The organism is Candidatus Thioglobus autotrophicus, assembly GCF_001293165.1.
GTDB classification, from domain to species: domain Bacteria; phylum Pseudomonadota; class Gammaproteobacteria; order PS1; family Pseudothioglobaceae; genus Thioglobus_A; species Thioglobus_A autotrophicus.
Genome location: NZ_CP010552.1, coordinates 1,028,399 through 1,054,697, shown reverse-complemented (window position 1 = coordinate 1,054,697; position 26,299 = coordinate 1,028,399). Strand labels below are relative to the sequence as shown.

Below are 26,299 nucleotides of genomic sequence, written 5' to 3'. Positions count from 1 at the left end.
ATATGCTAGCTGAAATTCAACAAGACGCCAAAGAGCGCATGGGCAAGAGTGTTGACTCTCTCGAAACAAATTTTGGAAAAATTCGTGCCGGCCGTGCACACCCTTCTTTACTAGAACAGGTTCAAGTAGAATATTACGGCTCAATGGTGCCTCTGTCTCAAGTGGGTAATATTGTTGCTGAAGATTCCCGCACGCTTAAGGTATCTGTTTGGGAAAAAGACATGTCAGCCGCTGTGGAAAAAGCCATTATGACTTCAGATCTTGGCCTTAATCCTCAAACCATGGGCCAAGTGATTCGCATCCCGCTACCACCACTCACCGAAGAGCGTCGACGTGATTTAGTTAAAGTCGTTAGAGACGAAGCAGAACATGCCAAAATTGCCATTCGCAATATTCGCCGTGATGCCAATGGCGACTTTAAAGATTTATTAAAAGAAAAAGAAATCTCAGAAGACGAGGCAAGAAAAGCAGAAGAAAATGTCCAAAAAATAACAGATGCTAGTGTTAAAGAAGTGGAAGCTAAATTAACCGAGAAAGAAAATTCACTGCTAGAAATTTAAACTTTTCTTTAGACATAAAAAAGGCCTGCAATTGCAGGCCTTTTTATTGGTATTCAAGAATAACGCTTACTGACCTTTTACACAAGCAAAATAATCTGCCCAACGCTCAGGTGAAAATAACGTACCCATAGCATCAATTGGTCCGGTGTTAAACAAGAAGCCGCCAGCTAGTGCATCTTCAAATCTAGCAATATTGTCAGCTGATAAGTCTAATGTTACTTGACAAGCTGCATGCGCACCTTGAGTCACTGCAAAACCTGATGGCGTTTGACCAATCACTTTGCTTAATTTCATTGATCCTGGTGTTTGTTCAGTAATCACAGTTTTTTCAGCAACAGGCTGCATTGAATCAAATGATTCAACTGGGCCCATATCACGATCATCACCACCAGCAATTAGCGCGGTTGTTAAAGTAATTGCTGCTGCAAAAGTTAATGTTTTATTCATCATATCCTTAATCTCCAAATAATTTAAAATTCCTCTTCTTGACTATATTTTATATCACCTTGGTTTTGTATGATTAACGATTTTAAAAAACATTGTAATATGACGCGCCTATCTGCTATTTGTAATCAATTAGTTGAGTTGTCGAAGCAGGCTTTTGCCGTTAATAATGGCAACATCCCTAAGTGGGAAGGTGCTATTACCAATATCCAAAAGACTCAGTCAGGAGTGCTGAGCTTTAAACATCCTTATATTGCGATCGATACCCATACTAACGACCAGGCGCTAGCACAATCTTTAAAACAGCTCATGCCTTGGCGCAAAGGTCCTTATCAAATTGGAGAATTAAAGCTGGAAAGTGAATGGCGTGGGGATATGAAATGGGATCGACTCAAAGACCATGTCAAGCCCTTACAAGGAAAAATAGTGTTAGATGTTGGCTCTGGCAATGGTTATTTCACCTATCTCATGGCCATGCAAGGCGCTGAAATAGCGCTCGGAATTGAGCCTTTTCTACTTTTTAACTATCAATTTCAAGCCATTCGTGCACTCATAAACCAGCCGCCAAAAGCTTATGTTCTACCTTTAAAACTTGAACAAATGCCTGAGCAGCCTTTGTTTGATAGTGTTTTTTCCATGGGTGTTTTGTATCACCAAAAAGACCATAACTTGCATCTTCAGCAACTGATGAATGTTATGGCTGATGAAGGTGAGCTTATTTTAGAAACCTTAATTATTGACAAACAGCATGGCGATCAAATCATTCCAGAAGATCGTTATGCGCGTATGCGTAATGTTTGGTGCCTGCCTTCTACTGACACACTGCACAGCTGGCTACAAACAGCTGGTTTTAAAAATATTAAACTAGTCGATGTCACCAAAACCACGCCAGCAGAACAGCGCGCCACCCATTGGATTGGGGATAACACCCAATCTATCAAAGACTTTCTCGATCCAAATGATGACAATTTAACCATCGAAGGTTTGCCTGCACCTAAGCGTGCTGTCTTTATTTGCCAAAAATAGTATAATCACCAACATGAAATTTCACCTATTTTTCCTCACTCTGCTACTAGCCACCAATACATTTGCTAATCCAAACATTGTGGTGAGCATTAAACCCATTCATTCAATTGTAAGTACTCTTACCCAAGGTGTTAGCACGCCAACATTACTACTGAGTGGCAATCAATCAGCGCACCATGCACATCTAAAGCCATCACAAATATCTTTACTTGAAAAAGCTGATTTAGTAGTGATTGTTCATCCTGATTTTGAAGAAGGCTTAGCCAAATCTATTCGTAATATTCAAGCAGATAAAGTACTAACGGTTGATCAAAATGAAGTCGAGCAAGGTAACGAACATGAACATGAGCATGAACATGCCGGCTCAGTTAATCATCATAGTTGGTTAAATATAGAAGATATGCAGGGTTTTACTCAAGCACTCAGTCAAAGGCTTATAAAAATTGATCCAAAAAACAAAGCTATTTATCTTGCCAATTTAGACACACTTAAACTTAAGCTAGATGAACTTCAAGATACTACTCAACAACAATTATCAAACTATACCAACCAGCCACTAATGACTTATAATAATGCATTTGAGCATTTTATTGAAAATTATAAGCTTAAGAGTGTTGGCAGCGTAAGTCGTCAACATGGTGAAAACTTGAGTATTTTTAAAATCCTAAAAGCCAAACAAATCATCAAAGATGAGAAAGTTACTTGCTTGCTCTTCACGAGTGAAGCCTCAGATAAGCGCATTAACACCTTAACCGAAGGATTAAAAATTAAAACAGCAGATATTGATATTATCGGCTTTGATATTAAACCGGGTGCTAATCATTATTTAAAACTCATACAAGATATCACTCATAAGGCTGTGCAGTGTCTCAAGTAAGAGCGGCCTTTAACAAAGCTTCAAATGATTATGAGGATCATGCATTTTTGCAAAAAGAAATCGCCACTCGACTCAGTAAAAAACTTGATGTCATTACCACCAAGTCTGATGTTATTCTTGATTTAGGTGCTGGTACAGGGCTACTGTCTCAGCAGCTTGAAAAGCGTTTTGTGGGCTCGCAGGTTATCTGCCTAGATTTTGCCCAAAACTCTCTTAAGCATAACCCAGCAAGCCACAAAATTTGCGCTAATGCTAGTCATCTACCTTTGGCAGATAATAGTGTTGATATCGTTGTTTCAAGTTTAATGATGCAGTGGTGTCCTGATCTGAATCAGTTATTCTCAGAGATCCATAGAGTGCTTAAAAATGACGGATTAATCCTCTTTTCTACCTTTGGCCCCGATACCCTTAAAGAGCTTAAAAAGAGCTGGTCAGTGGTGGACAACGAAACCCACGTCAATACATTCACCGACATGCATGACATTGGCGATCAAATGCTTGGTGCCGGTTTTCAATCACCAGTGATGGAAATGGAAACTCTCACCCTTACCTATCAAACAGTTACGGATTTACTCAGAGACCTTAAGGCCATCGGTGCACAAAGTGTCAACGCGCGCTCAAAAGCACTCATGGGAAAAGATAAATTCAAGCTCATGGTTGAGATGTATGAATCTTACCGTCAAGATGGAAAACTACCTGCTACTTATGAAGTAATTTATGGGCATGCCTGGAAGAAAACCTCTGAGATTGGTGTAATTAAGCTAAGTAATAACTAAAAAAAATGGGTAGCGACAGCCTAGGCGAAAAATTTCAAATAAAGACGTTCAACTTTTTGTCTTGCCCATGGGGTTTTCCGTAAGAACTTTAAGCTAGAGTTGATACTGGGATCACTCTTAAAACAGTTTATATCAATACGCTTAGCTAACTCTTTCCAGCCAAAATGTGCTTCTAGCTCAGTAACGATTGTTTTGAGCGTAATTCCATGTAGTGGATCTTGGTTGTGCATCTATTCTAATGTTGTGGCCATTGATTGATTATTAGGCGTTTTTTGTTGTCTCGGCCTTTTTAACTCTAATTTTATTGCCATTAATCGGTTTGCCATTTAGACCCTGAATGGCAGCTTTTGCATCACCTACTTTTGCAATTTCAATAAAACCAAAGCCCTTAGACTCGCCGCTTGTTTTATCTAATACTATTGTGCAAGATTGTACCTCTCCATAAGCTTCAAACAACTCTTTAAGGCTGTTTTCTAATAATGTGCGAGGTAAGTTTCTGATGAGTATTTTCATTGACTGGCTGTGTATTAAGTGTAATTAGGATTGGATTTTAGCATGATGAGCCAAACACACTAATAAATAGGCGTTTTATTGATTAAAAAATATCGGAAATAATGATAATAAGCCCAAACACTCATTAAAAACACCTTACCACTCTTAATCTTCATAAAAATCTCAATTTATAGCTATAAAACAGACTTTTGACAGGCTAACAAGGGTATTTTCTAGTTAATAATCAGCACATTGGGTGCTGTTTATCATTCTGATTAAAAATTTTGGAAATTATTAAAATGAACCACTTTAAAACAATGATACGGAGAGTTTCATCCAAAAATCAGGGAATAGACCTACGGCTAGAATCAATATGGCATTGATCGATAAGATCAATTGCATATCCATTGGTGCGGTGATCGTTCTTTGGGTGTCGCCATCTTCAAAATACATCGATTTGATAATTTGTAAATAATAGTAAGCACTAATCACCGCAAAAACAACCGCGATGACGGCGATCGTTACAAAGCCTGCAGATATAACTTGCTGAAGAATAAAGAGCTTAGAGTAGAAGCCAATGAACGGTGGCACGCCCGCCATGGACAACATAATAACTAACATCATCAAAGCGAACCAAGGCGAATGCTTGCTCAAACCCTTAAAATCAGAAATTTGATCGGCCTCAAAGCCTTTTTTGTTGAGTAGAATAATCATGCCGAAAGCTGCCAAACTCATCAAAATATAAACCAGCACATAAAACACAGCGGCGCCATAGCCACTAACAACGCCCGTGACAAAACCGAGCATAATAAAACCAACATGAGAGATGGTTGAATACGCCAACATGCGCTTGATATTGGTTTGCATAAGTGCCACGACTGATCCGAGTGCAATGGATAACACTGCCAACACCATAAATAGATCTGCCCAATAGGCATGCATCGCCCCTAGACCATCTACCAAAATGCGTACCAACATCGCCACAGCGGCAATTTTTGGCACCGTGGATAAAAACAAAGTGACTGAAGTAGGCGCGCCTTGATAAACATCTGGCACCCACATATGAAACGGCACTGCACCTAATTTGAAAGCAATACCAATCACTAAGAACACTAAGCCAAAATTAAGGATCAGTGTTTCTCTAGAAGCGAGATTAGCACTGGTAGCAAAGTTGGCAATATCAGTAATATTGATACTACCACTAATGCCGTAAATCATACTCATGCCGTAAAGTAATAAACCCGAGGCAATCGCACCCAGCACAAAGTATTTAAGCGCTGCTTCCACCGCACCCGCACGCTCACGCGCAATAGCAATCAGGGTGTAAAGTGATAAAGATAAAATCTCCAGCCCAAGGTACAACGTTAATAAGCTATAGCCAGAAATCATCACCATCATGCCCAATACGGCCAACATGACTAATACAAAATACTCGCCTCTGAAGAGTGAATGTTGGGTGAGATAATGACGCGTATAGACCATTGCCACCATGGTTGATCCCGCCATAAAGACTTTAAATACTGAGGCCATATTATCTAGAATAAACGATCCACCAAAGATAATGGTTTGTGGCTCACCCATTAAACTAAAGGCTAGAACGCCGGTGATCAGCAAGCTGGCTTGTGTTAGATAATAAGTGACTTGCTTAAAAGGCTTGGTTAAGAATAGATCCAACAACAGCACAACAACAATCGCACTCAGTAAGAAAATTTCAGGCATCGCCGCCCATAAAGTAGAAGTATCAAATGTGAATGTATTATTCATAATGTTTAATGGCTTAAAGTTTAGAGACTAATGCTTGGTTTAATAAATGTTCAATAGAAACCTGCATCACTTCAATGACTGGTTGAGGGTAAATACCCATGGCAATAACAGCTACAGCCAACACGGCTAAGATGCTAAATTCTCTGGCATTAAGGTCTGACATGGTTGATACTTCTGGGTTGGTTATTGCACCCCAAAATACGCGCTTAACCATCCACAGGGTATAAGCTGCGCCTACAATTAATGTTGTACCTGCAAGCACAGCGTACCAAATATTAGCTTGGACCGCACCCAGAATCACCATAAATTCTCCAACAAAACCCGAGGTTCCCGGCAAACCGGCATTGGCCATGGCAAATAGTACGGCAAAGCCGGTGAACTTCGGCATAGAGTTAATCACGCCGCCATAGGTGGAGATTTCTCTTGAATGTAGGCGGTCATACAATACACCTACTACCAAAAACATTGCAGCAGAGATAAAACCGTGTGAGATCATTTGCACCATTGCGCCTTCAAGACCAAGTAGTGCACCTTCAGCAGCACCTGGCTGATAAGCTAGAAATAAAGCAAAGACACCGAGTGTCACAAAGCCCATGTGTGAGATTGAAGAATAAGCGATGAGTTTTTTCATGTCGCGCTGAACCAAAGCCACAAAGCCAATATACACAATAGCAATCAAAGAAAGAATGATCACAATCTCTGAAAACTCTAAAGAGGCATCAGGTGTAATGGGTAGCGAAAATCTAAAGAAACCGTAACCACCCATTTTCAGCATGATGGCTGCCAGAATTACCGAGCCACCTGTTGGCGCTTGAACGTGTGCATCTGGCAGCCATGTGTGTACAGGAAACATTGGCACTTTAACTGCAAAAGCCATAAAGAACGCCCAGAAAATCCAAGCTTGCTCAGTCGCGGTTAAGCTTAGATTATGCATGTCTAAAATTGAGAATGAACCGCCTTTATTGTACATATAGATCAGCGATACCAGCATAAATACCGAGCCTAAGAATGTGTATAAAAAGAACTTAATCGCCGCATAAACACGATTATCGCCACCCCAAACACCAATGATTAATAGCATTGGAATGAGTGACGCCTCCCAAAATGCATAGAACAGAATTGCGTCAAGTGCTGAAAATACACCGATAATTAGCCCTTCCATCATTAAGAAAGCAGCCATGTAATGCGCTGGACGAGTTTGAATAACTTCCCAGCCGGCCGCCAGCACCAAAATTGTTGAGAAGGTTGTTAGGATAATCAGTGGCATGGAAATGCCGTCCACGCCTAAATGATAATAAATGTTAAATTGAGAAATCCAAGAGGCTTTTTCTTCGAACTGCATGAGATGCGTGGTCGAATCAAACTCGGTGTATAAACTCAGCGATATAACAAAAACTAAAATCGAAATAGCCACAGAAACCCAGCGTGCGGTATCAGCGCGATCATTGCCAATTAAGATGACGAAAATACCGCCCAATATTGGCAACCAAATTAATAAACTCAATAATTCCATAGTTAAAACTCGATTTTTAAAAGTGGGTTATCGCCGGCAAACAGCACCCAGGTTAAAATAATTAATAAACTGAAAATCATGAAAAATGCATAATGATAAACATAGCCTGTTTGGATTGGACGTACTATTGAGCCAATAAAACCCACTAATCTCGCACTACCATTAACCAATATCTTGTCAATTAGGCCAGAATCTGACACCTTCCATAAAAAGTTACCCAGTTTTTTAACACCTTGTACAAAGACAATGTCATTAAAACGATCAAAACCGTAAAGCGATTCTAGTACGTAATTGCTGCGGTGAAATTTTTTCTGAATCCATGTAGCCCACTCAGCTCTATGTAAAGTTAGTACCCAAGCACTCGCAATACCACCTACCATCATCCAGAAAGGCCATGTTTGTAGTGCATGTGGAATCATGCCACTTGCGCCATGGAAACTCTCTTTGAGGCTGACCATAGAACTATGATTTGCACCAACCGTAATGGCATTGTCTAACCAGCCATTAAACAACATTGGGTCGATTGTCAGATAGCCAATTACCGCAGACGGTATCGCCAAAGCCACGAGTGGTAGAGTAATACTAAAAGGTGATTCTTTAACGTGTGAGGTGGTATGTTCGTCCATTCTTGATTCACCATGGAATACCAAGAAAAACATTCTGAGTGAATAAAAAGCGGTGATAAAGACACCTAAAATCACGGCTACATAAACCCAATCTGAAAATGGCAATTGTGAGAAATGTACTGCCTCGATAATCATGTCTTTGGAATAAAATCCTGCAAAGCCTGGGAAGCCGATCAGTGCCAAGGTGCCGATCAAAGCTGTCCAATAAGTGATCGGCATTTTCTTGCGTAAGCCACCCATCTCCCGTATATCTTGCTTATGATGTAATGCTACAATCACCGAGCCCGCACCTAAGAAAAGCAGTGCTTTAAAGAAGGCATGCGTCATCAAGTGAAAAATAGCCACCGAATAAGCACTAACACCGAGTGCGACTGTCATATAGCCAAGTTGTGATAAGGTTGAATAAGCCACCACTTTCTTGATATCATTTTGCACAATACCCAGCAAGCCCATAAATAAGGCAGTAATAGCGCCAACGATCATCACCACCATTAGTGCTGTTTCACTAAGTTCAAACATTGGCGACATGCGCGACACCATAAAGATACCAGCTGTCACCATAGTGGCTGCGTGAATCAATGCTGAGATTGGTGTTGGGCCTTCCATCGAACCTGGTAACCAAACGTGAAGTGGCACTTGGGCAGATTTACCCATTGCACCAATGAATAATAAAATACAAATAACAGTAATAACGCTGGTGCCGTCAAGCATGGTTACGCCAGTGACATTGCCTAGGCTTGCAAATACTTCGACATAATCTAGCGAGCCAAAATACATAAGCACCAAAGCAATACCTAGTAAAAAGCCAAAATCGCCTACACGATTAACTAAAAAAGCTTTCAGGTTTGCTTCAACAGCGCTTTCTTTATGATGCCAGAAACCAATTAACAGGTACGAGACCAAACCAACTGCTTCCCAACCAAAGAATAGCTGCATGAAATTGTTACTCATCACCAGCATAAACATCGAAAAAGTGAATAGTGAAATATAGCTAAAAAACTTAGTGTAGCCGGCGTCATCGTGCATATAGCCAATAGTATAGATGTGTACCATCAACGATACAAACGAGACAATCACTAGCATAATGGCGGTTAGGTTGTCTATTAAGAAACCAACACTAACATTAAGCTCGCCAATTTGCATCCAGGTATAAAGGTTTTGATTGAAGATTTCACCGCCATCTAAAACATGATGATTAAACACGTATAAAGATAAAATAGTCGAAATCAGCACGCCCAAAATAGTAACAACGTTAGTGGCCATTCTGCCGAGTAACGAGCCAAAAAATCCAGCAAAGATCGCTCCTACCAAAGGCGCCAAAGCAATTGTTAAATATATTTGCTCCATCATTACCCCTTTAAACTATTAGTGACGTCAACATCGATCGATCCGCGCACTCTAAATAAGAGTGTCAAGATGGCCAATCCAATGGCTACTTCTGCAGCAGCAACAGTCAAGATGAAAAATACAAAAATCTGACCCGCTTCATTACCCAGAAAATGAGAAAAAGCAATAAAGTTAGTGTTAACTGCTGCTAATATCAGCTCTACACACATCAGCAAGGTAATAATATTAGTACGATTAATAAAAATCCCCACCAAGCCAATGCAAAAAATCACACTGCTTAAAATTAAGTAATCACTTAAACTGACCATTACTTATCCTCCTTAGGTGGTGAGGCAATTGAAACAATTCTTACCCTATCTTTAGCTTGTACATTAACTTGCTCAGAAATCGATTGTTTTTTGCGATTAATTTCTTGCTTGTGAACCAAAGTAATCGCAGCAATAATCGCAATTAATAGCAGAACAGCGGCCAACTCAAACGGATAAACATACGTAGTGTAGAGCTGTAAAGCCAGCTCGGTGATGTTGCTATAATCAGCGGCGTGTCGCGCTGGCGAAGGCATGGCGTCTAGGCCAAATTGAGCACTACCCAAGACTAAAGTCATTTCTGCAATAATAATAAGTGCCACAATCAACCCGAGCGGCAAGTAGCCCGCAAACTTAGCACGCAAGGTTGATTTGTCGATATTAAGCATCTTAATAACAAACAAAAACAACACCATGACAGCGCCCACATAAACAAGAATTAAGGTGATGGCCAAAAATTCAGCTTCTAGCAAAATCCAAATACTCGCCGCTGAAAAGAAACCTAAAACCAAAAATAACACCGCTTTAGCTGCATTACGGGCAAAAATCATCGCCAGTGATGAGGCTATAAACCAAAATGACAAAATATAAAAAATTATTTGCTCAGAACTCATTTGTTATTATCCTTATCGATATTTTGAATCTTCAGATTTTGCCTTGCCAATGACTTTTTCATTGTCATCGCCCACTTTCAATAATCGATCTTTAGTCATAATACTGCCGTCTCGTGATTCGAACGCATATTCAAATATTTGCGTCTCCACAATCGCATCTACCGGGCAAGCCTCCTCACAAAAACCACAAAAAATACACTTAAACAGATCAATGTCGTATTGAGTGGTACGGCGCGTTCCATCATCACGTACTTCTGATTCAATAGTGATGGCATTAGCCGGGCAAACTGCCTCACACAATTTGCACGCAATACAGCGTTCTTCACCATTCGGATAACGACGCAGTGCGTGCAAGCCTCTAAATCTAGGTGAAATTGGGGTTTTTTCTTCAGGGTACTGTACGGTAATTTTGGTGTTAACCAACTCTTTGGCCGTAATTTTCATGCCAGAGCGCAATTCACTTAAACTCAGACTTTTTGCTAATTTTTTTATGTTATTTATCATCTCTATAACTCCTTAAGCAAACCAAGGGCCAATGTGAAGTTGCGTCATGAGTGCGACAACAAAAATCCAAACAATGGTCATCGGTAAAAACACCTTCCAGCTTAAGCGCATAATTTGATCATACCTAAAGCGCGGAAAAGTTGCTCTCACCCATAAATACAAAAACATAAAGAAAGTAGATTTGGCGAGTAGCCAGATAATGCCAGGCACCCAAGCAAAAACAGCCTCTAGATAAGGCACGCCTTCAAACGGAGAATGCCAACCACCAAAAAACATCACCACGGCCAATACCGCCATCAGAATCATATTGGCATATTCTGCTAAGAAAAACACCGCAAAGGTCATGCCTGAATACTCTACATGCGTACCGCCCACAATTTCTGATTCACCCTCAACCACGTCAAAAGGCGCACGGTTTGTTTCAACCAGGGCAGAAATAAAGAAGATAATCATCATAGGGAATAAAGGAATAAAGTACCAATTTAGCATGCCGCCCTGCTGGTCGGCCACAATGGTATTAAGATTAACACTGCCGGCAATCATCACCACAGTTACTAAAGCAAAGCCTATGACAATTTCATAAGAGACTAATAGCGATGCACTGCGGAGTGCGCCTAGAAGTGGATATTTAGAGTTAGAAGCCCAACCTGCCAAAATAATACCGTAAACACCGATTGAGCCAATGGCTAGAACGTAGAGCAAGCTCACATCAAGGTTGGTAACGTAAATACCCTCGTCAAACGGAATAACCGCCCAGACTGCTATTGCAGGGGCGATGGCTAAAATTGGCGCAAGTAAGAATAAGTAAATATTAGCCTTACTTGGAAAAATAATCTCCTTGGTCATTAGCTTTAAAGCATCAGCAATTGGTTGCAACCAACCCTTAGGGCCGACTCGATTTGGCCCGATTCTTAACTGCATATAGCCAATGACTTTGCGCTCTGCGTAGGTAAAGTAAGCCACAGTTAATAGCAGTGGCATAATCAAAGCAACGGCTTTAACTAGAATAATGATAATGGCGGCAATATTGCCATCAAGCCAAGGTATTGACTCATACACCAAGCCAACAAAAGACTGCCAAAGTTCCATCATGAAACACCTCCTGACTTGGTTGCTTGGTTGCTACTAACAAAAACACATCGCTCAGCAACACTTGGCGTAATATCAACAGGCACGCCTAAATAACAACCACCCTCTTCTAATGATAATTCTTTGGCAGTGCTAGCACTCATTGAGGCAAAATTAGTTTGCCCAATTTTGCTCATGCTTAATGATTTTGCATGTCTAAGCAAAACATCTGAATGGTAAGCAGAGTGCGTCCAAATGGTCTCAATCGTGGTTGATTTAGTATTCAACTCTAGAGTAACATCTTGATTGTACTCATGGGCTGATTGATGCGTAAGCTCGCTGGATACTTGGCTAGAGTTTTCATAATGAAAACCAGGTAGCTCTAGTAAATCAGCCAACACTTTTAAAATTTTCCAAGCGGGCTTAGCCTCTTCTGGCGCTTTAACGACCGCTGCAAAAGATTGTATATCACCATTAATATTGACATGTGTGCCAGAAGTTTCATACATCGACGCCATTGGCAACAATACGTCAGAATACTGGGAAACCAAGTCATTACTAAAACTGTTTAAAGACACGACAAACACATCCTCTTTAGATAAAGCCTCAATGGCTGAGTTAGAATGATGAAAATCGTATTCAGGATAAATATCCAAGAGCAAGAAGGCACGCATATCTGCTTGCAGCATTTTATTAACATTCATGCCCGCGCCACTTGGCACGAAATGAGCGTGCTGTGCACCTAAGGCATTAGCCGTCATACTTACATTTAACGTGTCAGCCTTTATTTGTTTAGCGATGGCAGCTACCAATTGAGCAATGCCGGCAGCCTGAGCGTTATTAACAATGTGCTCGCCCAATATAAGCACTGAACGATTAGCATTTAGTAGTTTTTCTGCCAAATCAAGCGACAGTTTATTAGGCTTTATCGCACTCAAATAAGCTGGAATTTCAACAGACTTTTTCTCTAGGATGATCTTTAAGATACCCGCTAATACCGCCGCTATTTCTTGTGGCGCAACAGTTGTATGATTGGTGGTGTGATTGTAGTCAAATGCTTTAACATTGATAGCGGAGATTTGAGCACCGGCCAACTGAGCTTTGCGCAATCTGTGGTTAATCATCGGTTGTTCTAAACGGAGATTTGCACCGATCACCAATGCCTGGTCCACTTGCTCAAGATCTTCTAACTTAAGCGTAGAGTCTAGATGGATTGCTTGCTCTAGATTATTAACATTTAAGCGATAGTCTATATTTTCACAACCTACTTCTCGAAGGAGTTTTTGCATTAAGTAAAACTCTTCTGTGGTGGCTGTATTAGAGGCTAATCCGCCTAATTGATGCGCTTTTCGATTATTAAGAACATTTTTATTTAGCCCTTTAATAGCAAAATCAAGCGCCACATCCCACTCAACTTCTTTCCATTGGCCTGCTACTTTGATTTGTGGTGCAAGTAGTCTATTTTCATGACTTAGCCCTTCATAAGAAAAACGATCTCGGTCTGAAATCCAAGTTTCATTAACCGAATCGTTGTCGCCTGATACAACACGTTTAACCTGACCTTTGTAGGTTTGCGCATAGATATTTGAGCCAGTTAAATCGTGGCGAGCAATACTATCTACCGAGGCCATTTGCCAAGATCTTAACTCATATCTAAAGGGTTTAGAAGTGAGTGCACCCACTGGGCAAACATCAATCATATTGCCGGATAATTCAGAAGTAATACCTTGGGCTAAAAATGGCTCAATTTTTAAATCTTCACCACGACCCGTACCACCCATCTCCATCATTCCGGCAATCTCACTACCAAATCGAACACAGCGCGTACAGTGAATACAGCGAGTCATATCTGTTTGAATTAAAGGGCCAATATCGCTAACTGCAACGACACGCTTACCTTCACTAAAACGTGAAACATCAGAACCATACTCAACCGCTACATCTTGCAACTCACATTCACCACCTTGGTCGCAAATTGGGCAGTCTAGCGGGTGGTTAATTAGTAGAAATTCCATCACGGCTTTTTGAGAAGCTATAGCCTTTTCATTTTGAGTATGGATTTTCATACCATCAGAAACAGGCGTTGAACAAGAGGTTTGTGGCTTTGGCGTTCCTTCAATATCTACTAAACACATACGGCACGAAGCCGAGGTGGATAATTTTTTATGGTAGCAAAATCTTGGTACGCTAATACCCTCTCGATCAGTAACGGCAATCAGTGTTTCGCCCGCTTTGGCGTTAACGATTTGACCATCGATTTCAATTTTAATATCAGCCATTATCCTTTCACCATACTTTTGCCATGCTCAATGTAGTATTCAAACTCTTCACGAAAACATCGAAGAAAGCTTTCAACAGGCATTGCCGCCGCATCACCCAAAGCGCAAATAGTATTGCCCATAATTTTTTCTTGCACGCCTAATAATAAATCAATATCATCGGCCTTGCCTTTGCCGTCCATAATACGTTTTAGTACTCGATACAACCAACCTGTGCCTTCACGACATGGCGTACATTGCCCACAAGACTCGTCGTAATAAAAATGCGCCAAACGCGTTAAAGCTTCAACCATACAGGTTGACTCATCCATAACAATCACTGAGCCTGCGCCCAGCATAGAGCCTGCTTTATCAATGCCATCATAGTCCATGGTCATCTTCATAGCGGCCTCTGCTGTTAGTACTGGCGTGGAAGATCCGCCTGGAATGACAGCCTTAAGCTTTGCACCATTGCGCATACCGCCTGCTAGCGCCAATAATTCGCTAAACGGCATGCCCATTGAAACCTCAAAATTGGCTGGATTATTAACGTGTCCAGACACAGAAAATAACTTAGTTCCACCAGAATTCTCAACACCCAAATCCGCAAACCATTGACCGCCGTTTTGCATAATATCAGGCACAGAAGCAAAGCTTTCTGTATTGTTAATCGTGGTCGGCCTACCAAATAAGCCAACATTCGCTGGGAATGGCGGCTTAAATCTTGGTTGACCTTTTTTACCTTCAATCGATTCTAACAAGGCAGTCTCTTCGCCGCAAATATAAGCGCCTGCGCCCAGATGAGAATATAAATCAAAACTCACCTCTGAGCCATTAATATTTTTGCCTAATAAACCTGCTGCATAGGCTTCTTTCAAAGCGCCTTCAAAGCGATTAAAAGGCTCCATAAATTCACCACGAATATAGTTATAACCAACCGTCGCATTCATGACATAACTACCAATTGCCATGCCTTCAATAACAGCGTGCGGGTTGAACCTTAAGATATCACGATCCTTGCACGTACCTGGCTCACCCTCATCAGAATTACACACAACGTACTTTTGACCTTGTGCATTACGCGGCATAAAGCTCCACTTCAATCCAGTTGGAAAGCCAGCACCACCACGCCCTCTAAGACCCGAGGTTTTTAATTCATTAATAATTTGATCCGGCGTATATTCACCTTTAAGAATTTTGCGCCAAGTACTATAGCCGCCACTAGCCTCATAGGTTTCTAGCGACCAACATTGGTCTTTATCTAGGTTTTTAAAACAAACTTCATTCATTTTAAGTTGTCCACAATATCATCAATTTTATCAGTGGTTAAATTTTCATAGTATTGATCGCCAATCTGAAACATTGGCGCACCTACACAGGCACCTAAACACTCTACTTTTTTCACGCTAATTAGACCATCTTCGCTCACTTCGCCGGTTTTAACGCCAAGCTTGGTTTCAAGATGAGCAATCAATTCATCAGCACCATTTAGCATGCACGAAATATTATGGCAAAAACGAATAATGTGCTTGCCCATAGGCTTATGATTGTAATTTTCATAAAAGGTAGCTACTTCCGCAGCAGCAATCCCTGGCATCTGCAAATAGTCAGCCACTGCTTGAATAGCCTCATGACTTAGCTGATTATTATTCTCTGCTTGAACCACTCTCAAAGCCTCCATCACGGCAGAACTTTGACGCCCTTCTGGATATTTTTCAATCCAACTATTAATTTGTTTTTTTGCACTATCTGAAATCATCATGCCAAAGTCTCAATATTAGAAGCGAGTATTTTTTTATTTTTCAAGGCTTGCGAGAAAAAATACAAAGAAGTATAGATATGGCTATATGACTGCGTATTTTTTAAGCGTAACGCAGAAAAGTAAAAAAAGACGAAGTTTCTCATCGATCAATTTCTCCAAATACAATATCTTGTGTACCAATAATAGTTACTACATCAGAGAGCATATGGCCTTTTGTCATCTCATCCATTGAGGCCAAATGTGCAAAGCCTGGCGCTCTAATCTTAACGCGATAAGGCTTATTGGCGCCATCAGAAATAAGGTAAATACCAAACTCCCCTTTAGGATGCTCAACCGCTTTATACACTTCACCTTCAGGCAATGAATAACCTTCAGTAAATAATTTAAAGTGATGAATAAGCGACTCCATATCGTCCTTCATGTCACTACGTTTTGGAGGTGAGACTTTCTTATCATCACTCATCACTGGACCTGGATTGGCTTTCAGCCACGAGACACACTGACCAATAATCTTATTCGACTGACGTAACTCTTCCATGCGCACCAAATAACGATCATAACTATCGCCGGTAACGCCCACTGGAATATCAAAATCGAGCTGATCATAAACTGCATATGGCTGATTCTTTCTTAAATCCCAAGCCACGCCAGAGCCACGTAACATTGGACCAGTAAAACCTAGTTGTTTAGCTCGCTTGGCTGACACAATGCCAATATTGACCAAGCGCTGCTTCCAAATTCTATTTTCAGTCAAGAGATCATCATACTGCTTGATATGACGAGGAAACTCTACAACAAAATCTTCAATAAAATCTAGTAGTGAGCCTTGACGATTTTCGTTCATGGCTTTTAATTCTTTGTCTGTACGCGATTCTGTCTTTAGGTATTTTGGCATACGCTCTGGCAGATCTCGATACACGCCGCCCGGACGATAATAGGTTGCATGCATACGCGAGCCTGAAACCGCCTCGTAACAATCAATCAGTTTTTCACGCTCACGAAAAGCATACAAGAAAATACTCATCGCGCCCACATCGAGTGCGTGCGTACCTAGCCACATCAAGTGGTTTAGAATTCGGGTAATCTCATCAAACATAACGCGAATATATTGGGCGCGTTCTGGCACTTCTAGCTCAAGCATGGTTTCGATCGCCATCACATAGGCATGCTCATTACACATCATCGAAACATAATCTAAGCGGTCCATATAGCCAATAGATTGGTTGTATGGCTTAGACTCTACTAATTTTTCAGTACCGCGATGAAGCAAACCAATATGCGGATCAGCACGCTCAATTACCTCACCGTCAATCTCTAAAATCAGGCGCAGTACGCCATGCGCTGCTGGATGTTGAGGGCCAAAGTTAAGGGTGTAGTTGCGAATTTCAGCCATATCTATCCTTTCCTGATTACTTTAGGAACACTAATGTTTGGCTCAATACTGACTTTTTCATACACCACGCGACCCAAATCTTCGTCATAACGCATTTCTACTTCTCCAATTAGCGGGAAGTCCTTACGTAGTGGATGGCCGACAAAACCATAATCTGTCAAAATTCGACGTAAGTCGGTATGATTTTCAAACAAAATTCCCATTAAATCAAAAGCTTCACGCTCATACCAATCAGCTGATGCCCAAATACCCGTGACTGATTTAATGATAGGCTCAGCCTCATCAACAAAGGCTTTGACTCGAATTCGGTAATTTTTACTCACTGATAACAAATGATAAACCACAGCAAAACGCTGTTGATGTCTATCCTTTTCGCCTTGTGCATGACGACCTCTAGAGAAGCCCGAATTGCTAACATCACCTGCCCATTCTGATTGGCCATAAGTTAAGTAGTCAACACCACACAAATCTATCAAAGTGTCAAAGGCCAGTTGGTCGCGTAGCTTTAAGCAAGTATCAATAATATTGGCACTATCAACGGTTAATGTTAACTCACCAAATGCCGAAACTAGCTCAGCCTCTGCAAAAATCTCTTCTAATTGTTCTTTAAGTTCTTGCATGATTATGTGCGCGCGATGGTGTTAGTACGACGAATTTTGTCTTGTAATTGCATAATACCGTACAGCAATGCTTCCGCCGTTGGCGGACAACCTGGCACATAAATATCAACTGGCACAATTCGATCGCAACCACGAACCACCGCATAAGAATAGTGATAATAACCACCACCATTCGCACACGAGCCCATTGAGATTACCCACTTAGGTTCTGGCATTTGGTCATAAACTTTTCTAAGAGCGGGAGCCATTTTGTTAGTTAGTGTGCCGGCCACAATCATTAAATCTGATTGACGCGGTGTGGGTCTGAATACGATACCGAAACGGTCTAAATCATAACGTGAAGAGCCTGCTTCCATCATTTCTACCGCACAACAAGCCAAGCCAAATGTCATTGGCCATAACGAGCCTGTACGCGCCCAATTGATGACACTATCAAGTGAGGTGGTGACAAAACCTTCTTTCATTAGTCCTTCAATAGCCATCGCTTATTCCCACTCCAAAGCCCCGTTCTTCCATTCGAAAATAAAGCCAACCACCAATATGAATAAAAAGATACTAATCGCAATAAAACCAAACCAGCCAAGCTGAGATTGAACCACTGCCCATGGAAAAACAAAGGCCACTTCTAGATCAAATAAAATAAATAAAATAGCGACTAAATAATAACGTACATTGAAATACATGCGTGAATCACCGAAAGCAGGGAATCCGCACTCAAATTGGGAGTTTTTTTCCTCGCTAGGCTTACTTGGACCGAGCAAATAACCAATTAGCATTGGTCCGGCGCCAAATCCAAGCCCCAGCATGATAAATACAACAATAGGTAGATAGTTCTCTAACACCCAACGCTCCAACGTTAAAATTTCAATCTAAACATTATATCTAATTTGGCCGTGCTATCTATAGATAACGACAAATACATTCAAGGGTAAATTCTATGGATTTAACTGCGTCCCACCAACGGTTAGCTCGTCAATTTTAAGGCTAGGCTGACCCACGCCCACTGGCACTGATTGTCCATCTTTGCCACAAATACCAATACCGCCATCTAACTTTAAGTCATTTGCCACCATCGAGATTTTCTTTAACACCTCATCGCCAGAGCCAATTAATGTCGCCCCTTTAATGGGGTGAGAGATTTTGCCATTTTTAATTAAGTACGCTTCATTAGCACTAAAGACAAATTTACCTGAGGTGATATCGACCTGACCGCCATCAAAATTCAGCGCATAAATACCCTCATCAACCGAGGCGATCATATCATCAAGATTGTCAGCTCCATTAAGCATATAAGTGTTAGTCATTCTTGGCATTGGCATATGCGCATAAGATTCGCGCCTACCATTGCCGGTTGACTCAACCCCCATAAGCTTGGCATTCATTTTGTCAAACAAATAACCTTTAAGAATGCCATTTTCAATCAGTGTGGTGTTTTGAGTAGGCGTACCCTCATCATCAATAGTGAGACTACCGCGTCGATTGGCCAATGTGCCATTATCAACAATACTACATTTTGAACTGGCCACTTGCTCGCCAATTCTATCTGTAAACACTGAAGAGCCTTTGCGATTAAAATCGCCTTCCAGGCCATGTCCAATTGCTTCGTGCAACAAAACACCTGGCCATCCAGGGCCTAAAATAACAGGCAATTTACCAGCTGGTGCGCCCTTAGACTCTAGAGCTACTAACGCTTGTCTAATAGCTTCAGCCACATAAATCTCATCTAAATTATGATCAATAAAATAACGATAATCATAGCGACCGCCGCCGCCACTTGAGGCAGATTCAATGCGCCCATCATGCTCAACAATAACACTGACACTGACTCGAACCATAGGGCGATAATCTTTCTGATACACACCATCACTTGAGGCAATCAGTACCTCAGAATAAGCCCCAGAAATAGAAGCGCTAACTTGCTTTACTTTTGGCTCTTTTCTAGCTAGCGCATCAATACGATTTAAAAAATCAACTTTTTCTTGAGAGTTCAAACTACCTAGTGGATTAAGACCGCTATATTTAGCAATTTCAGGTACTGATTGAAAGGCTTGCATTTGCACGGGTGAATGACTATCACTAATACCTTTGGCAAAATCAATAGCTTTTTCAATCGCCCCTATATTCAAATCATCTGAATAAGCAAAACCTGTTTGCTCGCCATTCACCGAGCGTGCACCCACACCATGGCTGATATTATAAGTGCCTGATTTAACAATACTTTCTTCCAAAAACCACGATTCAGCCACCGAATACTGGAAATACAAATCTGCATAATCAGGTGTTTTGTCTGACAATGACGATAATAGTGAATAAATTTTTTCTTGATTTAGATGGTGATCATCTAGTAATTGTTCGATCATAAAATACTTGATATATTTTCAATAGTGGGTTCGCTCCATGGACCGGTAATTTTATATTTAAATTCAACTACCTTATCCACAATCTTGTTAATTAACTTGCCCTCAAATAAGCTTTCATCTACCAGCCAAACCCCTAGTCCAATCAAACCACCACCTGCTAAATACGTCGCCGCAGGTACGGCGTCGCCAAACGCCGGGATCACTTTCGCCTCAACATCATACAACTGCTCAACAATGTCACTCTGTCCAGACAGGGTGATATCACTAGCGCTGGCACTTAATTTAAAATTGTCAATTTTAGCAATTGCGGCTTGCAGGGTTATTTGCGCATCGATATTGTCATAAGCAAAACCCTTGTCAGTTAAATCTTTTACATCCAGCTTTAAACGTCTAGCAGCAGACCTAATATTCAGCAACGATAAAATTCGACCAATATTAGGATCTTGATTAGTAAACACGCCATGGCGAATATTCATATTAGCAATACCGCTAATTTGCTTTAGATTCATATTCCACGGTGCACAATCACAAAATAGGCGTATGTCAAAATCAAACTGACCGCCATTGACCTTTTCATCAATATTCATTTTTTCTAAAAATTCGCTCAAAGCATCGCCTTTTGCTTTGGCAATAAGCGCTGTTTTACCCGCCACCCAAGCACCATTAAAACGCAAATCTTGTTGGCCAACGCCAACACCCTCAAGTGCCAAGTCGCTAATCTCGAGGACATTATTATTTGACTCTAGCTTCGCACTAAAATTTGGCACAATTTGCTCATCAATAAACACACCATGAGCACTAAGATACATACTAGGTAAATCTTTAGGCTCAATATGCCAATCACCTTTTAGACTGTCAAAAGTGGTAGCCTGCAGACCCAAAATTCGCACACTTGGCAAGTCATTCGTTAGGCCAATTTCTATATTGGTTTTCAGCGTGTCAGACTCCACGCGCGCGCGCCAAGATTGATCTAGGCGCTGGGTAATATACAACTCGAAATCATTCTCATTATTCACCAGCTCTACCGCAAAGGACGCATCTTTGTCGTCTTGCCTATTATGAGGATTAATCCGAATATCAAAAGGTATGCCGCGAATTGTGCCCATGCCATTGCTACTGATTTGGTCATCGTGAAAAGCAATATCTGAGTTGTAGTTTTCAATCACCACAGCGCCTTCTAAAGTTGTCAACTGATTATCTTTAATGCTTAAATCAATATCTAGAGTTGACGTTCGATTATCCAGTGGAATAATCAAATCAAGCTCGCCAGTTAGCCCGCCCGTCAAGCTAAATTGCTCAATCACGTTATGTACCGTATTGCCTAATGGCGCTTGCGCTAAAAAATCAGTCAAGTCCTTGCTATCAGTCTGAATATTGCCAACTATCGATACATCCAAATTGGCTTGACTCATATCTTCCATGGCCAGCGCGATATTAGTTAGTGGCAAATCGTATAACGTTGTACTATTCACCAAGACATTAATCGCCTTGCCGTCAGTATTAATATCAGCGTTCAAATGCTTAAGCGCTTGCCAATCGGCATTAAAAATCAACTCTGAATCAGTTAAATGTGCTGATAGATTAGCCTCTACGGGCAAATTTTGCGAGATATTTTTAAGCGCATGAAGCTTAACATCTTGCAACATGCCAGATTTAAACCCACGCGCCATCCACTGATTGGTCGACTCTCCAATCAAAGCTGCTGGCAAATATTTATCAAGATCTGCAGCTTGAACTTGGTCAATAAATCCTGAAAATTCAAGATAATCCTGCGCATTCTGATGATAGATTTTAAGATTTGAAAGTAAGGAAAACTCCTCATTTTTCATCACCATAGGCAGGGTTAAAAAACCATCACGATCCAACTGCTCCACAGACAATGCCAGTGTAAGATCAAATAGCTGTTGATTAATTTCTTGATCAGTAATACGCAAGAGTAACTGCTGCTCATTACGACCAATATCTAAAGAGGCAATTTCAAATGTTTGTTCACCCTCAATGCGTGTTTTTGCAATGGTTAGCGACTCAAAAAAGCTAACAATTTCAAGCGTTTCTAATGACAATGAACGCTTCAAGCCTTCCAGTGAAAAATCAGCACTATCGGCTTGCTGACTAGTATTTAATATTAGCGTATCAATGCCTACTCGATTTGGTCGATACACATCTTCAAAAAAGTTGGCTAATTGAATGCGCCAATGCAGCCCTTGAATTTGGGCTAGCATTTGTTCAGAAGTTGGGCGTTTGAATGTTAACTCATCAACATTAAGGGTGATTCCGCCTGAATCAAGCTCAAAATTTACCGATGACACCACTACCTCAAGCCCAGTTATTTCGCTCAATTCAGACTCAATTGGCGCTTTTATAAAGTTTGGAAAAACCACAAAAAAGCCAACGACTAAGATCAGTAAAACAGAAAAAACGGCACTTATCCAAGTGCTCACTTTTAATACTTTAACGCCATTTGATAGTGTTCTCTTAATCATTCTGATATAATTCTGCTCTTTGAGAATTATAACTTACTAAACAAGGAAATCACCATGTACTTTAAAAACTCAGTTGCAGCTATCATCGTTATTTTTGCCATTATTTTTGGCACAAAAACATTCTTTAGCAATCTTGTTCACGTTGGCTATAACGACAACTTAACTGTTGCGGAGCGTATCAAGCCACTCGGCCAAGTTTACCTAGAGGGTGATATTGACGTTAACGCTATTAAAGCACCGGTTAAAACTGCTGCAAAAGCTCGAAGCGGTGAAGAAGTCTATACTTCAGTTTGTGCATCATGTCACGCAGTTGGTGTTTTAAGTGCACCTAAATTTGGCAATAAAGCTGATTGGGCGCCAAGAGTTAAACGCGGCATTGCCGATTTAGTTAAAGTGGCTATTACGGGTACAGGCGCTATGCCACCAAAAGGTACTTGTATGGATTGTTCTGATGATGAGCTAAAAGCAGCCATTGAACACATGATTAAATAAAAAGCACTTTTATTTAATCAACAAAAAGCCTAGGCGTCTATAAAGATTCCTAGGCTTTTGTCTTTCTGGACTTTGTCAAAATCAAATACTTTGCCATTCATGGCAATATGCACACCACTTGGCTTAAGTTGCACAGCACTTAATGCCATGCCTAAATTAAACAATGCGTCAGAATTATTAACCGAATACGGAATCATTGAGCCAAACAAAACCACGGTTTTATCCTTAAGCGATTTAGCCAAATAGCTGGCTGTTTCCACCATGGTGTCAGTGCCGTGAGTAATGAGAATATGCTGCTCGTCACATGCTTGGCATTTATCCAAAATAAAAGCTCGATCCGAATCCACCATCTCCAGAGAGTCTTTTAAAAACAACACCTCAGACAAGGTATCCGCCATTGAGCGCCCACGATTTAGCATATCCACCATATGAGTCTCGGTGAATGACAATTCGCCGGCTAACTCTTTATAGGTTTTGTCAATCGTGCCGCCGGTGATTAAAACTTTAATTTTCATAGTATTTATTATATTCAAAAATTTCGGGAATTTTACGAATGAGCAAGTTTAAGCTCTTTTTCCAAAGATATCACTACCAATTCGTACAAAAGTAGCGCCATTTTCAATGGCTAACTCGAGATCAGCACTCATTCCCATGCTTAAAACGTCTAAATCGGGGTTTTTTTGCAGTATTTTGGCCATTTTAGCAAAACTTTGCTGTGAATTATCAGGGTTGGGTATGCACATAAACCCTCTAAGAGAAATATTTTGGAAATTTTCAAAATGGGGAATGATTTCATCAATTTCGTCAATTAATACGCCTGATTTAGTCGGTTCATTGTCAATATTAACTTGCAAGAGTACATTGAGTTTTTCTAGATTTTCCGGACGTTGATCATTGAGTCGTTTGGCGATTTTAAGGCGATCAACACTGTGTACCCAGCTAAAATTTTCGGCAATTTGCTTAGTTTTGTTGGATTGAATCGGGCCGATAAAATGCCAAATAAGATTCTGACCTTTTAGAGCTTCAATTTTATCCAGCGCTTCTTGCAGATAATTTTCACCAAAATGCAGCTGCCCTGCGTCAATCGCTTGCTGCAGGTCTGAAGCTGGTTTGGTTTTACTAACCGCAATAAGGGTTACTTGTTTTTTTGTATCAACAGCATTGATACGGTTTTGAACATTTTTTAAATTTTCAGCAATCATAGACATTGGTTTTAGCGAATATTTTTTTAAATCCAACGTGGTCAGGATGGAAAAAAGGAGAAGCTAAAAGACTGTTGTTGCGTCAAATACTGGGCCGTCAACACATACGCGCTTCATAGCTGGGCCGTTGTCGGTTTGCACTTCAACCACACAGCCTGCACAACCGCCCACCGCACATGCCATGTTTTCTTCTAAAGACACTTGGCATGGCAAATTGTACTCTTTGGCTAGCTTTGCAACTGCTTCAAGCATTGGATGTGGGCCACAAGAATAAACTTCAACTTGAGCAAGCTCGTCAGCTGATAAGCTGTCTAAATACACACGTGCTAAATCAGTTACGTAGCCTTTAAACACACCCTCATAATCTTGCAAACTGGCTAATCGACACGCCACCCCCCACTCTTCTAACTCAGGCATGGTGTGTGTTGCGCCTTGATAATCTTTGCCATCATTCGCCACTTGCGCATCGAAAGGAAACGGCACTTCAGAGCCTAAAATAGCAAATGGTTGATAATCGCTGTCTTTAATATTCTGCGCAATAGCAACCATAGGTGGCATGCCAACACCGCCACCAATTAACAGTGGGCGTTTTTTGTCAGTCATGGTAAAACCATTGCCAATCGGGCCGATAACGCTGAGTGTTTCGCCAATTTTGCGCTCAGAGAGTTGCTTGGTGCCTTTGCCCACGACTTTGTACAATAAATCAAATGTGGCATTTTCTTTATCAACCGACATAATTGAAATTGGACGCCTCATTGGCAATGCATCTGACACAGTAATATGCACAAATTGACCTGGCTTGGTTTCATTGGCAATAGTCTCAGAAGACAGCGTCAAAATATATTGATCGCCTTCAAATTGATAATGCGCCAACACTTGGCAGTCTACAACTTTAATGGTGTTACGATTATTTTTACTCATTGCAGGTAATTAGTGTACCAACGCCGTTGTCGGTAAAGATTTCTAAAAGCACAGCGTGAGGCACACGGCCGTCAATAATATGTGTGGATTTAACCCCGCTTTTAACCGCTGATAAAGCGCAACCAATTTTTGGCAACATACCGCCATGAATCGTACCATCGGTGATTAAGCTATCAACCATCTTAGCATCTAGTCCCGTTAATAACTCGCCTTTACCGTCTAGCAAACCTGAGGTATTGGTCAGCAAGATTAGCTTCTCCGCATTTAGGGCTTCAGCAATAGAGCCTGCGACCAAATCTGCATTAATGTTGTATGAAAAACCATCTTCGCCAACACCGATCGGTGCAATAACTGGGATGAAATCACCCTTTAACAAAAGCTCAATCACTGAGGTGTCGATTTTATCAACTTCGCCCACATGGCCTAAGTCAATAATCTCTGAAGTTGGGGCAATGTTATGTTGTAATTTTTTAGCTGAAATTAGGCTACCATCTTTACCCGTTAATCCAATAGAGTGTCCGCCGTGCTGATGAATCAGATTAACAATTTCCTTGTTTACCAGGCCACCGAGTACCATTTCTACGACGTCCATGGTCTCAGAATCCGTTACTCGCATACCGCCAACAAACTCACTTTGTTTGCCGATTTTTTCTAGCGTTTTGCCAATTTGAGGCCCGCCACCATGCACCACAATAGGGTTCATGCCAACTGATTTCATCAAAACAATATCACGTGCAAAGCTTGATTTTAGCTTTTCATCGACCATAGCATTGCCACCATATTTGATAACGATGGTTTTGCCTTGAAATTTTTGAATATATGGCAAGCTTTCAGTTAGAACGCTGGCAATATTGTGTGTAGTATCTGACATGTCAAATAAATGTAGAAAGTA

The 26,299-nt window shown here is 40.9% G+C and carries 28 protein-coding genes; 5 read left to right on the top strand and 23 right to left on the bottom strand.

Going from position 1 to position 26,299, the window contains the following annotated elements; all coding sequences use genetic code 11:
• Positions 1 to 2: 2 nt before the first annotated feature.
• Complete coding sequence (frr, locus tag SP60_RS05730; RefSeq protein ID WP_053951713.1) at positions 3 to 560, top strand: ribosome recycling factor; 558 nt, start codon at positions 3 to 5, stop codon at positions 558 to 560.
• A 66-nt stretch (positions 561 to 626) separates the two neighbouring features.
• Here the strand turns inward: frr and SP60_RS05725 are convergent, their stop codons facing one another.
• Positions 627 to 1,010, bottom strand: coding sequence for a hypothetical protein (locus tag SP60_RS05725; protein WP_144418596.1), 384 nt, complete (start codon positions 1,008 to 1,010; stop codon positions 627 to 629).
• Between the two features lie 66 nt (positions 1,011 to 1,076).
• On the opposite strand from SP60_RS05725, the gene cmoB reads away from it, so the two are divergent.
• From cmoB to bioC, 3 genes are read left to right on the top strand one after another with little or no spacing between them, the layout of a single operon-like run.
• Positions 1,077 to 2,030: a tRNA 5-methoxyuridine(34)/uridine 5-oxyacetic acid(34) synthase CmoB gene (cmoB, locus tag SP60_RS05720; protein ID WP_053951711.1), complete on the top strand. Its 954-nt coding sequence runs from the start codon at positions 1,077 to 1,079 to the stop codon at positions 2,028 to 2,030.
• A gap of 13 nt (positions 2,031 to 2,043) precedes the next feature.
• On the top strand, positions 2,044 to 2,907 hold the full coding sequence (locus SP60_RS05715; RefSeq protein ID WP_053951710.1) for a metal ABC transporter solute-binding protein, Zn/Mn family: 864 nt from the start codon (positions 2,044 to 2,046) through the stop codon (positions 2,905 to 2,907).
• Positions 2,895 to 3,683, top strand: coding sequence for a malonyl-ACP O-methyltransferase BioC (bioC, locus tag SP60_RS05710; RefSeq protein ID WP_053951709.1), 789 nt, complete (start codon positions 2,895 to 2,897; stop codon positions 3,681 to 3,683). The genes SP60_RS05715 and bioC overlap by 13 nt, the downstream gene beginning before the upstream one ends.
• Before the next feature lie 20 nt (positions 3,684 to 3,703).
• Here the strand turns inward: bioC and SP60_RS05705 are convergent, their stop codons facing one another.
• From SP60_RS05705 to SP60_RS05620, 18 genes are all read right to left on the bottom strand, one after another.
• Positions 3,704 to 3,913, bottom strand: coding sequence for a VF530 family protein (locus tag SP60_RS05705; protein ID WP_053951708.1), 210 nt, complete (start codon positions 3,911 to 3,913; stop codon positions 3,704 to 3,706).
• Between the two features lie 31 nt (positions 3,914 to 3,944).
• The gene (locus SP60_RS05700; RefSeq protein ID WP_053951707.1) at positions 3,945 to 4,196 is read right to left on the bottom strand and encodes an RNA recognition motif domain-containing protein; all 252 of its coding nucleotides are present in this window, start codon (positions 4,194 to 4,196) and stop codon (positions 3,945 to 3,947) included.
• A gap of 288 nt (positions 4,197 to 4,484) precedes the next feature.
• Complete coding sequence (nuoN, locus tag SP60_RS05695; RefSeq protein ID WP_053951706.1) at positions 4,485 to 5,939, bottom strand: NADH-quinone oxidoreductase subunit NuoN; 1,455 nt, start codon at positions 5,937 to 5,939, stop codon at positions 4,485 to 4,487.
• Between the two features lie 13 nt (positions 5,940 to 5,952).
• Positions 5,953 to 7,452 (bottom strand): NADH-quinone oxidoreductase subunit M, encoded by a 1,500-nt coding sequence (locus tag SP60_RS05690; protein WP_053951705.1) that lies wholly within the window; start codon positions 7,450 to 7,452, stop codon positions 5,953 to 5,955.
• 2 nt (positions 7,453 to 7,454) lie between these two features.
• On the bottom strand, positions 7,455 to 9,425 hold the full coding sequence (gene nuoL, locus SP60_RS05685) for an NADH-quinone oxidoreductase subunit L (RefSeq protein ID WP_053951704.1): 1,971 nt from the start codon (positions 9,423 to 9,425) through the stop codon (positions 7,455 to 7,457).
• 2 nt (positions 9,426 to 9,427) lie between these two features.
• Positions 9,428 to 9,733, bottom strand: coding sequence for an NADH-quinone oxidoreductase subunit NuoK (nuoK, locus tag SP60_RS05680; protein ID WP_053951703.1), 306 nt, complete (start codon positions 9,731 to 9,733; stop codon positions 9,428 to 9,430).
• A complete protein-coding gene (locus SP60_RS05675) occupies positions 9,733 to 10,344 on the bottom strand; it encodes an NADH-quinone oxidoreductase subunit J (protein WP_053951702.1) in 612 nt (203 codons plus the stop codon). The genes nuoK and SP60_RS05675 overlap by 1 nt, the downstream gene beginning before the upstream one ends.
• 12 nt (positions 10,345 to 10,356) lie before the next feature.
• Positions 10,357 to 10,848, bottom strand: coding sequence for an NADH-quinone oxidoreductase subunit NuoI (gene nuoI, locus SP60_RS05670; RefSeq protein WP_053951701.1), 492 nt, complete (start codon positions 10,846 to 10,848; stop codon positions 10,357 to 10,359).
• Between the two features lie 12 nt (positions 10,849 to 10,860).
• On the bottom strand, positions 10,861 to 11,940 hold the full coding sequence (nuoH, locus tag SP60_RS05665; protein WP_404815207.1) for an NADH-quinone oxidoreductase subunit NuoH: 1,080 nt from the start codon (positions 11,938 to 11,940) through the stop codon (positions 10,861 to 10,863).
• Complete coding sequence (gene nuoG, locus SP60_RS05660; protein WP_053951699.1) at positions 11,937 to 14,195, bottom strand: NADH-quinone oxidoreductase subunit NuoG; 2,259 nt, start codon at positions 14,193 to 14,195, stop codon at positions 11,937 to 11,939. Before nuoG ends, nuoH begins: the two co-directional genes overlap by 4 nt.
• Positions 14,195 to 15,463 carry an NADH-quinone oxidoreductase subunit NuoF gene (gene nuoF / locus SP60_RS05655; protein ID WP_053951698.1) on the bottom strand — a complete coding sequence of 423 codons (1,269 nt, stop codon included), beginning with the start codon at positions 15,461 to 15,463 and terminating at the stop codon, positions 14,195 to 14,197. Before nuoF ends, nuoG begins: the two co-directional genes overlap by 1 nt.
• On the bottom strand, positions 15,460 to 15,933 hold the full coding sequence (locus tag SP60_RS05650; protein ID WP_053951697.1) for an NADH-quinone oxidoreductase subunit NuoE family protein: 474 nt from the start codon (positions 15,931 to 15,933) through the stop codon (positions 15,460 to 15,462). Before SP60_RS05650 ends, nuoF begins: the two co-directional genes overlap by 4 nt.
• Before the next feature lie 142 nt (positions 15,934 to 16,075).
• The gene (locus SP60_RS05645; protein WP_053951696.1) at positions 16,076 to 17,329 is read right to left on the bottom strand and encodes an NADH-quinone oxidoreductase subunit D; all 1,254 of its coding nucleotides are present in this window, start codon (positions 17,327 to 17,329) and stop codon (positions 16,076 to 16,078) included.
• A gap of 2 nt (positions 17,330 to 17,331) precedes the next feature.
• On the bottom strand, positions 17,332 to 17,949 hold the full coding sequence (locus SP60_RS05640) for an NADH-quinone oxidoreductase subunit C (RefSeq protein WP_053951695.1): 618 nt from the start codon (positions 17,947 to 17,949) through the stop codon (positions 17,332 to 17,334).
• A gap of 2 nt (positions 17,950 to 17,951) precedes the next feature.
• Positions 17,952 to 18,431 (bottom strand): NuoB/complex I 20 kDa subunit family protein, encoded by a 480-nt coding sequence (locus tag SP60_RS05635; RefSeq protein WP_053951694.1) that lies wholly within the window; start codon positions 18,429 to 18,431, stop codon positions 17,952 to 17,954.
• A gap of 3 nt (positions 18,432 to 18,434) precedes the next feature.
• The gene (locus SP60_RS05630) at positions 18,435 to 18,791 is read right to left on the bottom strand and encodes an NADH-quinone oxidoreductase subunit A (protein ID WP_053952232.1); all 357 of its coding nucleotides are present in this window, start codon (positions 18,789 to 18,791) and stop codon (positions 18,435 to 18,437) included.
• Positions 18,792 to 18,884: 93 nt separating this feature from the next.
• Entirely contained in the window at positions 18,885 to 20,309 is a 1,425-nt protein-coding gene (gene tldD, locus SP60_RS05625) for a metalloprotease TldD (protein WP_053951693.1), read from the bottom strand.
• Complete coding sequence (locus SP60_RS05620) at positions 20,306 to 22,792, bottom strand: YhdP family protein (RefSeq protein WP_053951692.1); 2,487 nt, start codon at positions 22,790 to 22,792, stop codon at positions 20,306 to 20,308. Before SP60_RS05620 ends, tldD begins: the two co-directional genes overlap by 4 nt.
• A gap of 54 nt (positions 22,793 to 22,846) precedes the next feature.
• On the opposite strand from SP60_RS05620, the gene SP60_RS05615 reads away from it, so the two are divergent.
• A complete protein-coding gene (locus SP60_RS05615) occupies positions 22,847 to 23,284 on the top strand; it encodes a c-type cytochrome (RefSeq protein WP_053951691.1) in 438 nt (145 codons plus the stop codon).
• A 29-nt stretch (positions 23,285 to 23,313) separates the two neighbouring features.
• Here the strand turns inward: SP60_RS05615 and SP60_RS05610 are convergent, their stop codons facing one another.
• The 4 genes from SP60_RS05610 to argB all read right to left on the bottom strand — a co-directional run bounded on the left by SP60_RS05610 (position 23,314) and on the right by argB (position 26,278).
• Positions 23,314 to 23,799, bottom strand: coding sequence for an asparaginase domain-containing protein (locus tag SP60_RS05610; protein ID WP_053951690.1), 486 nt, complete (start codon positions 23,797 to 23,799; stop codon positions 23,314 to 23,316).
• Between the two features lie 48 nt (positions 23,800 to 23,847).
• A complete protein-coding gene (locus tag SP60_RS05605) occupies positions 23,848 to 24,486 on the bottom strand; it encodes a YggS family pyridoxal phosphate-dependent enzyme (RefSeq protein ID WP_269465019.1) in 639 nt (212 codons plus the stop codon).
• A 63-nt stretch (positions 24,487 to 24,549) separates the two neighbouring features.
• On the bottom strand, positions 24,550 to 25,407 hold the full coding sequence (locus tag SP60_RS05600; protein WP_053951688.1) for a dihydroorotate dehydrogenase electron transfer subunit: 858 nt from the start codon (positions 25,405 to 25,407) through the stop codon (positions 24,550 to 24,552).
• Positions 25,400 to 26,278, bottom strand: a complete 879-nt coding sequence (argB, locus tag SP60_RS05595; RefSeq protein WP_053951687.1) for an acetylglutamate kinase — start codon at positions 26,276 to 26,278, stop codon at positions 25,400 to 25,402. The genes SP60_RS05600 and argB overlap by 8 nt, the downstream gene beginning before the upstream one ends.
• Positions 26,279 to 26,299: the final 21 nt, after the last annotated feature.

Excerpts from the sequence above, each read along its gene's own strand:
- frr (WP_053951713.1), top strand. The coding sequence starts at position 3 with ATGCTAGCTGAAATTCAACAAGACGCCAAAGAGCGCATGGGCAAGAGT.
- SP60_RS05725 (WP_144418596.1), bottom strand. The coding sequence starts at position 1,010 with ATGATGAATAAAACATTAACTTTTGCAGCAGCAATTACTTTAACAACC.
- cmoB (WP_053951711.1), top strand. The coding sequence starts at position 1,077 with ATGATTAACGATTTTAAAAAACATTGTAATATGACGCGCCTATCTGCT.
- SP60_RS05715 (WP_053951710.1), top strand. The coding sequence starts at position 2,044 with ATGAAATTTCACCTATTTTTCCTCACTCTGCTACTAGCCACCAATACA.
- SP60_RS05705 (WP_053951708.1), bottom strand. The coding sequence starts at position 3,913 with ATGCACAACCAAGATCCACTACATGGAATTACGCTCAAAACAATCGTT.
- SP60_RS05700 (WP_053951707.1), bottom strand. The coding sequence starts at position 4,196 with ATGAAAATACTCATCAGAAACTTACCTCGCACATTATTAGAAAACAGC.
- nuoN (WP_053951706.1), bottom strand. The coding sequence starts at position 5,939 with ATGAATAATACATTCACATTTGATACTTCTACTTTATGGGCGGCGATG.
- SP60_RS05690 (WP_053951705.1), bottom strand. The coding sequence starts at position 7,452 with ATGGAATTATTGAGTTTATTAATTTGGTTGCCAATATTGGGCGGTATT.
- nuoL (WP_053951704.1), bottom strand. The coding sequence starts at position 9,425 with ATGGAGCAAATATATTTAACAATTGCTTTGGCGCCTTTGGTAGGAGCG.
- nuoK (WP_053951703.1), bottom strand. The coding sequence starts at position 9,733 with ATGGTCAGTTTAAGTGATTACTTAATTTTAAGCAGTGTGATTTTTTGC.
- SP60_RS05675 (WP_053951702.1), bottom strand. The coding sequence starts at position 10,344 with ATGAGTTCTGAGCAAATAATTTTTTATATTTTGTCATTTTGGTTTATA.
- nuoI (WP_053951701.1), bottom strand. The coding sequence starts at position 10,848 with ATGATAAATAACATAAAAAAATTAGCAAAAAGTCTGAGTTTAAGTGAA.
- nuoH (WP_404815207.1), bottom strand. The coding sequence starts at position 11,940 with ATGATGGAACTTTGGCAGTCTTTTGTTGGCTTGGTGTATGAGTCAATA.
- nuoG (WP_053951699.1), bottom strand. The coding sequence starts at position 14,195 with ATGGCTGATATTAAAATTGAAATCGATGGTCAAATCGTTAACGCCAAA.
- nuoF (WP_053951698.1), bottom strand. The coding sequence starts at position 15,463 with ATGAATGAAGTTTGTTTTAAAAACCTAGATAAAGACCAATGTTGGTCG.
- SP60_RS05650 (WP_053951697.1), bottom strand. The coding sequence starts at position 15,933 with ATGATTTCAGATAGTGCAAAAAAACAAATTAATAGTTGGATTGAAAAA.
- SP60_RS05645 (WP_053951696.1), bottom strand. The coding sequence starts at position 17,329 with ATGGCTGAAATTCGCAACTACACCCTTAACTTTGGCCCTCAACATCCA.
- SP60_RS05640 (WP_053951695.1), bottom strand. The coding sequence starts at position 17,949 with ATGCAAGAACTTAAAGAACAATTAGAAGAGATTTTTGCAGAGGCTGAG.
- SP60_RS05635 (WP_053951694.1), bottom strand. The coding sequence starts at position 18,431 with ATGGCTATTGAAGGACTAATGAAAGAAGGTTTTGTCACCACCTCACTT.
- tldD (WP_053951693.1), bottom strand. The coding sequence starts at position 20,309 with ATGATCGAACAATTACTAGATGATCACCATCTAAATCAAGAAAAAATT.
- SP60_RS05620 (WP_053951692.1), bottom strand. The coding sequence starts at position 22,792 with ATGATTAAGAGAACACTATCAAATGGCGTTAAAGTATTAAAAGTGAGC.
- SP60_RS05615 (WP_053951691.1), top strand. The coding sequence starts at position 22,847 with ATGTACTTTAAAAACTCAGTTGCAGCTATCATCGTTATTTTTGCCATT.
- SP60_RS05610 (WP_053951690.1), bottom strand. The coding sequence starts at position 23,799 with ATGAAAATTAAAGTTTTAATCACCGGCGGCACGATTGACAAAACCTAT.
- SP60_RS05605 (WP_269465019.1), bottom strand. The coding sequence starts at position 24,486 with ATGATTGCTGAAAATTTAAAAAATGTTCAAAACCGTATCAATGCTGTT.
- SP60_RS05600 (WP_053951688.1), bottom strand. The coding sequence starts at position 25,407 with ATGAGTAAAAATAATCGTAACACCATTAAAGTTGTAGACTGCCAAGTG.
- argB (WP_053951687.1), bottom strand. The coding sequence starts at position 26,278 with ATGTCAGATACTACACACAATATTGCCAGCGTTCTAACTGAAAGCTTG.